This is a genomic window from Hydrogenophaga sp., from assembly GCF_030656115.1.
GTDB lineage: Bacteria > Pseudomonadota > Gammaproteobacteria > Burkholderiales > Burkholderiaceae_C > Hydrogenophaga.
In genome coordinates, this window is the sequence record NZ_JAUSOO010000099.1 from 1 (window position 1) to 5,801 (window position 5,801).

Below are 5,801 nucleotides of genomic sequence, written 5' to 3' on the forward strand. Positions count from 1 at the left end.
AAGACCTGCTGCTGGAGCTGGAAAACCGCATCTTGCCGCTGCACGACCCGAGCAACATCGCCGCCGTGATCGTGGAGCCGGTGGCGGGCAGTGCGGGCTGGTACGTGCCGCCGCAGGGTTACCTGAAAAGGCTCAGGGAGATTTGCGACAAGCACGGCATTTTGCTGATCTTTGACGAGGTGATCACCGGGTTTGGCCGTCTGGGCACCGCCTTTGCGTCTGACTATTACGGCGTGCAGCCCGACATGCTGAACTTCGCCAAAGCGGTGACCAACGGCGTGTTTCCGCTGGGTGGCGTGGTGTGTACCGACCGCATCTATGACGCCATGATGGGCGCACACGGCAGTGCGCCGGAGCACGCCATTGAGTTCTTCCACGGCTACACCTATTCGGGCCACCCCGTGGCCTGCGCAGCGGCCATTGCCACGCTGGACCTGTTCCGCGAAGAGCAGCTGTTTGAACGCGCGGGCGAGATGGGCCCGATGCTGGGCGACGCCATGCACAGCGCGCTCAAGGGGCTGCCCCACGTGATCGGTATCCGCAGCCTGGGGCTGGCCGCTGCGGTGGAGCTGGCGCCGTTGCCCGGACTGCCGGGCAAGCGCGCGTTTGATGTGTTCATGGACTGCTACCACCGCGGCGTGCTGGTGCGCAACGCGGGCGACAACCTGGTGTTTGCACCGCCTTTCATTGTGGAAAAGTCGCACATCGACACCATGGTCGGCGTGCTGGCCGACGCGATCAAGCGGGTGGTTTGAACGGCAGGCGCTGAGCGGCTGGGGTTTTACCGCCTCATCTGCTGCTTCAGCACCGCGCAATGGTCGGTGGGTGGGCGCGGGGGCGTGGTCCACACGGTGTCGGCCTGGTGTTTGGGTGGGCTTGCGGGGTTTGACCCGGCTTGCGCCATCACCACGTGGTGCTGCAGACCGGCGGGCAGGTGCTGGGGCACGCCCAGGTCGCGCCGCACATGGCCATTGCCCGCCACCAGCAGCACCGTTTGCCCGGGTCGCAGCGCGGCCACCGCCACGGCGGCCAGGCTGCGGTCGCGGGCGATCTGGATGCGGGTCATCGGTGCAATCTGGTGTTCGGGCAGCAGGTTGCAATGCCCTTCGCGGATGTGGTTTTGCTGCTGCGCCAGTGCGTCCGGAGGCAGCCGCGGGTCCAGGGTGCTGTCGCCCATGGCGGTGCGCATCTGCGCGCGCGGCAGGTTGCCTCCCAGCACCGGCACGCCCGCCCCCACCGCCGCCATCACCACCGGGCCGTACACCATCCAGGGCCAGCCGCCGTGGGCTTCGTCGCTCCATTGCAAGGCCTGGCGCACCTCGGCTTCGCTGGCGCTGGGGGGCAGGCCGGTGGTCTGATGGCCTTGTTCCAGCATTTCCATCACCACCGCAGCCAGCCGACCGGCCTGGCTGAGTGTCTGCACGGTTTCGCGCTGCAGGGCCTGGTGCTCGGGCGCGTCGTGCTGTTCGCCCAGCAGCAACAAGGGGGTGGCAGGCAGTAGTTGTCCGACGGGCGCCAGCCAGGCTGCATGGGCTTGGTTGGGCTGTGTGGTGCTGCCGCACGCGGTCAGCGCAGCGCACAGCAAGATACCCACAACGGTCGTATGTCGGCCCCGGGTGACAGCGCTTAGACAGTTCATGCAGGGATACTACGCGGCCCGCCAGTATCGCGGGTGATCCCCGCAGAAACCCGAGTGCTGTCCTTCCTTCCCCCATCTCCTGTGGCCTGGCGCCGCGTGGCCCTGACGCTGTTGCTGGCCTATGCGTCCGCACGTCTGTGTGTCTGGCTGAACACCCCCATTCCCTGGATGATCGGCCCGCTGGTGGCGACCTCACTGGCCTCGGTGCTGGGCGGGCGCACCGAAAGCTGGGTGCCGTTTCGCAACGCCGGGCAGTGGGTGATTGGGTCGGCCCTGGGGCTGTATTTCACGCCGCAGGTGGGCGCCTTGATCGCTGGTTTGTGGTGGGCGATTGCGCTAGGCATTGCCTGGGCGCTGGCGCTGGGGCTGGGTTTTGGCGCCTGGCTGCGCCACCACCATGCGGCCCATTGGCCTGCGCTGAGCCCGGCGCAGTTGCGCAGCACCACCTATTTTGCGGCCGCCATTGGCGGCGCTTCAGAGATGACGCTGATCGCCGAACGCCACGGCGCCCGGACCGATCTGGTGGCCGCTGCCCACAGCCTTCGGGTGCTGATGGTCACGCTGACCATTCCCTTTGCGCTGCAGTTCTGGGGTGTGCAGGGCCTTGACCGGCTGCCTGCGGCGCTGCGTGCGGTGCAGGTGGAGGGCCTGGTCTGGCTCGCGGGCCTGACGCTGGTGGGTGCGCTGCTGATGCGGCGCCTGGGGCGTGCCAACCCGTGGTTCATGGGGGCGCTGCTGGTGTCCATGGGGCTCACCTTGTCGGGGGTGGGATGGTCTGCCATTCCGAGCGGGCTCACCAACGCGGCCCAGCTGGTGATTGGGGTGAGTCTGGGGGTGCGTTTTACGCCCGCGTTTGTGCACACCGCGCCGCGCTGGATGGCCTCGGTGGCGCTGGCCAGTGGGGTCATGATGGGGCTGTGCGCCGCTGTGGCCTGGGTGCTGGCCGGGCTCACCGGTCTGCACCCGGCCACCCTGGTGCTGGGCACGTCGCCCGGCGGCATTGCCGAAATGGCCATCACCGCCAAGGTGCTCCAGCTGGGCGTGCCGGTGGTCACCGCTTTTCAGGTGTGTCGCCTGGTGGCGGTGTTGTTGTTGGCCGAGCCGGTGTTCCGGTGGTGGAGCGCGCGGCAGCGTTGAAAAAAAGCCCGGTGCAAACCGGGCTGTGGGCGGTCGCTGGGGCGTCAGAGGCTGAGCGTTTTTCGGGCGTGAACGAAAGGCTCTCAGCCTTTCAGTGCATGACCACCGGCATCTGGGCCAGGCCGGCGTAGCCTTCCAGGGTGTCTTCCACTTCTTCCTGGGAGGGGGTGGTTTGCTGCCAGGCGGTGATCTGGAGCTGGAACATTTCGGCCCAGGAGCCGTCGAGGTACACCTCTTTGCCCGAGCGTTTGTCCACGATCTCAAAGCCGTGGCGGGGGATCTGGGGGCCGTCGGCAATGATGTTGTCGCCTTCGGTGGGCGCATTGGCCAGGATGTGGACCACGGCAAAGGCATCCGAGTCGTAAAGCATGTGCATGACTGAAATATCCTTCCAAAAGGTAGAAAAAACCGGTGTTCCTGATGACCTTATATCGGCAATTGTCAGTCGATAGGGTATTGGACCTGCTTTTTAGGTGGATACGTTCAGGGATGTTTCAAGGGCCGTGGCATTTTGGGTACAGCCGGGTGCCGTTTCCAGGGTCAAGGCATTCGGCTGAGCTGTTGGTCCACGCGGTCGCCGTTGTCTTGGGTGATGCGGATGCGCACTGGCAGGTGGGCCAAGTCGGTGGCGAACCAGATGTCGATCAGGCTGTCGCGTGGCTCGCGGGGTTCGCGCACCAGATGGCGGGTGCGCAGGCTGCCGGCGGGCAGCGCCAGGGTTTCCTCTTCAGCCACCCGAAAGCGCCAGATGTCGGCGTCGCTGGTGCCCGCCACCTGCAGGTAGATGGTCTGCCCCGCTGGGTAGGCTGCGGGCTGGGCCTGCAGCAGGCCAGCCAGTTGCATAAACAGGCTCAGCCGGTCCTGGGCGCCGGGTTGCAGGGGGGCATCGGGCCGGTTGTTGCTGAAGCGGATGGTTTGCTGCGCATGGTCAAAATGGGCCGCGCGTTCGCTGCGGCTTTTGTCGGAAAAACGCTCGGGCAGCAAGCCGCTGCCGTCCGCCCGCCCGGTGCTGGTTTGCACCCGGCTGCCCAGCAGCAGAACGCGCATCTCCATGCGAGCGCTGTAGCGGCCGTCGGCGTGGGTCCAGTCCAGCGTGCCGCTGGCGCTGTAATTCAGGCCTTTGACGGTGCCGGTGACGCCGTACACCAGATGCGTGCTGGCGGGTGGCTGCGCGGGTGGGCGGGGCTCGCTGTGCGCAGGCTGCGCCGGGTAAGGCGGTGGGTTGTTGGTGTCTGCTGGCACCGGTGCGGCCGATCCCACCACCTCGGTGTTGGGCGTGGCTTCGGGTGTTTCGGTGGGCGTTGTCTCTTCGGGCTGTGCGGTGGCGGGCAGCGGCGCAACCGCCACCGCACCAATGACCGCATCACCAACCGCACCACCCGCTGCAGGGGCTGCGCCATCTGTGTTCGGCGCAGCACCCCCCTCGGTTTCGGCGGGCAAGGGCCTGGGCGTTGGCTTGGGGCGTGCCACCGGGGGACTGGGAGGGGGCGGTTCGACGCGCGCCACCGGCTGGGGTGTCGGCGCTGGCACTGGCGTGGCCGCCACGATCCAGCGCACCGTGCTGAGGGTGGCGCGGGGTGGTGCCGGCGGTGGCGCCGCTGTACCGATGTCGGTGCTGCGTGGCTCTGCGGTGCCTGCTGTGGATGCAGACGATGCGATCGGTGCGCTGGGGGCCAGGGGTGCGGGCAGGCTGCTCAGGTCGCCCACCAACAGCGTCAGATGCACACCGAGCACCGCTGTGCCGAGCAGGGCCAGGGTGGTCCAGCGCGGTGCGGCGTGTGGGTGCTCAGGCAGTGGGCTCACAGGGGTTCACGCGAGGGGCTGGTGCCCCAGGTCGGCGCTGAGCTGGCGGGCGCAGCGCAGCAAAGCCTTGGCCGGGGCGCCGTCCCATTGCGTGTCGAGCGTGGCCACCGAGCCCAGCACCACCAGGCCCAGCGCCAGCCGGCCTTGGGCGTCGTACACCGGCGCGCAAAAACCGCCCACGCCGGGCACCAGGCTGTGCACCACGCGCGCCAGACCGTGGTGGCGGGTCTCATTCAGCATGGCCTGCACCGCCTGCTGGGTTTGGGGCACGTCCAGCAAGGGCATGGCGTTGTGGGGCAGCTTTTTCAGCCGGGTCAGCTCGTCGCGGATCATGGGGGCAATGCGCTCGGCATCGCGCCCTTCGGTGCCCATGAAGGCGGCAAAGCAGCGTCCGGTGGCGGAGGTCAGCAGCGGCATCACGTCGCCCAGGCGCAGTGTCACGGGCACGGTTTGCGGCGCTTCGGCCCAGTGCACCATGGTGGGCCCCTGGTTGCCCCACACCGCAATGGCCAGCGTGTGGCCGGTTTCCAGCAGCAGCGCGGGCACGCGCTCGCGGGCCAGCTTCACGGCGTCGATGCGGCTCAGGCTGGCCAGGCCCAGGCGCAGGGCGGCCGGCCCCAGGTCGTAGCGGGTGCTCACCGGGTCTTGCATCACCAGGCCCATGCGCTGAAAACTCACCAGATAACGGTGCGCCTTGGCCGCACTCATGCCGGCGGCGGCGGCCAGGTCGCGCAGCATCAGCGCACCGGGCGCGTGGGACAGGGCGTTGAGCAGCTCAAACCCCACCTCCACCGACTGGATGCCGGCCCGCAGGTGCTCGCCATCGTCCGGGCTGTCGGTGGCGGCCGGTGTCTTGCGAGGGGTGTCGGCGTCGGAGGGCAGGGCTGCGGGCATGGTGTTTGAAGAGCAATCAACGGGGGACAGGGCTTTGGTCTAAAATTCCAATTTTTACGGATAGGTTAACTTATTTCACTATCCGTAACTCGTGGTGCGTGACGGCGCGCCATGGCATGCGGTCGTATCCGCCCACTCCGGGGGTGCGGCCAACCCGGTTGCCATGATGGCATTTCATTGAAACTGAAGCAGGAGACATGCATGAAACTCGCCACTTACAAAGACGGCTCGCGCGACGGACAACTGGTGGTGGTTTCCCGCGACCTTTCGACCGCGCATTATGCGACCGGCATCGCCCACAAGCTCCAGCAGGCGCTGGACGACTGGA

At 67.3% G+C, this 5,801-nt stretch carries 6 protein-coding genes and 1 pseudogene; 3 read left to right on the forward strand and 4 right to left on the reverse strand.

Annotated features, from left to right (window positions below; translation table 11 throughout):
* Positions 1–755, forward strand: a 755-nt coding sequence (locus Q7J58_RS12780; protein WP_304828476.1) for an aminotransferase class III-fold pyridoxal phosphate-dependent enzyme, incomplete at its 5' end; no start/stop codon positions are given.
* A 26-nt stretch (positions 756–781) separates the two neighbouring features.
* On the opposite strand, the gene Q7J58_RS12785 is transcribed toward Q7J58_RS12780, so the two are convergent.
* Positions 782–1,594 (reverse strand): ChaN family lipoprotein, encoded by an 813-nt coding sequence (locus Q7J58_RS12785; protein ID WP_304828479.1) that lies wholly within the window; start codon positions 1,592–1,594, stop codon positions 782–784.
* 99 nt (positions 1,595–1,693) lie between these two features.
* Between Q7J58_RS12785 and Q7J58_RS12790 the strand changes: the two genes are divergently transcribed.
* Positions 1,694–2,776 carry an AbrB family transcriptional regulator gene (locus Q7J58_RS12790; protein ID WP_304828482.1) on the forward strand — a complete coding sequence of 361 codons (1,083 nt, stop codon included), beginning with the start codon at positions 1,694–1,696 and terminating at the stop codon, positions 2,774–2,776.
* Between the two features lie 91 nt (positions 2,777–2,867).
* On the opposite strand, the gene Q7J58_RS12795 is transcribed toward Q7J58_RS12790, so the two are convergent.
* The 3 genes from Q7J58_RS12795 to Q7J58_RS12805 all read right to left on the reverse strand — a co-directional run bounded on the left by Q7J58_RS12795 (position 2,868) and on the right by Q7J58_RS12805 (position 5,473).
* Complete coding sequence (locus tag Q7J58_RS12795; protein WP_304828485.1) at positions 2,868–3,152, reverse strand: DUF3567 domain-containing protein; 285 nt, start codon at positions 3,150–3,152, stop codon at positions 2,868–2,870.
* 164 nt (positions 3,153–3,316) lie between these two features.
* Positions 3,317–4,579 (reverse strand): DUF3108 domain-containing protein, encoded by a 1,263-nt coding sequence (locus Q7J58_RS12800; protein WP_304828487.1) that lies wholly within the window; start codon positions 4,577–4,579, stop codon positions 3,317–3,319.
* A gap of 6 nt (positions 4,580–4,585) precedes the next feature.
* The gene (locus tag Q7J58_RS12805; protein WP_304828490.1) at positions 4,586–5,473 is read right to left on the reverse strand and encodes an IclR family transcriptional regulator; all 888 of its coding nucleotides are present in this window, start codon (positions 5,471–5,473) and stop codon (positions 4,586–4,588) included.
* A 201-nt stretch (positions 5,474–5,674) separates the two neighbouring features.
* On the opposite strand from Q7J58_RS12805, the pseudogene Q7J58_RS12810 reads away from it, so the two are divergent.
* Positions 5,675–5,801, forward strand: a pseudogene (locus tag Q7J58_RS12810) (fumarylacetoacetate hydrolase); the annotation flags it as partial.